The sequence below is a fragment of the Ruegeria sp. AI2 genome (assembly GCF_056541275.1).
Map to the genome: position 1 here is coordinate 1 of NZ_JBQFYB010000093.1, position 562 is coordinate 562.

1 protein-coding gene is annotated in these 562 nt (G+C 57.7%); it reads left to right on the plus strand.

Annotation, left to right across the window (positions count from 1 at the left end; genetic code table 11):
* A partial coding sequence (locus ACR0LL_RS21345; RefSeq protein WP_480589345.1) for an extracellular solute-binding protein occupies positions 1-562 on the plus strand: 562 nt, incomplete at both ends.

Genomic DNA, 562 nt, shown 5'->3' on the forward strand with positions numbered 1-562 from the left:
CCCCACAACCTGGGAAGAAGTCGCGGCCATGGCCGATGGTTGGGAGCACGAGGGCATCTCGCCCATGGCGCTTTACTACAACAATGACGGCAACCGGCAGTCCTTGTTCATTTGGCTGAACTTCCTATGGGGCGCCGGCGCCGAGGTGTTCAACGAGGATGGCACCGCTGGTTGGACAAGTGAAGCGGCGCTTAAGGCGACAGAAGATTACATTGCGCTGTTGACCGAAAATGGCGCGGCCAACCCGAACTCGGTGGCCTTTGTTGAACAAGATGCGCGCCAGAGCTTCATGCAAGGCAACTCCGCCATGATCCCGGGCTGGTGGTGGTTCTATTCCGCCTTTCTCAACCCTGAGACCTCGACCCTGACCGAAGATCAGGTCGGTTTTGTTGGCATGCCGTCTTACACTGGCACAACCCGAACCTACGCGATCTCCATGCCGTTTGGTATTTCGCAGTATTCCGAAAACGAAGAAGCGGCCTGGGAGTTCCTGAAATGGCTCTCGAACCCCGACATGGACAAGGCCAACGCCATCGAGCGTGAGGTTGCGGGTGAACGGATC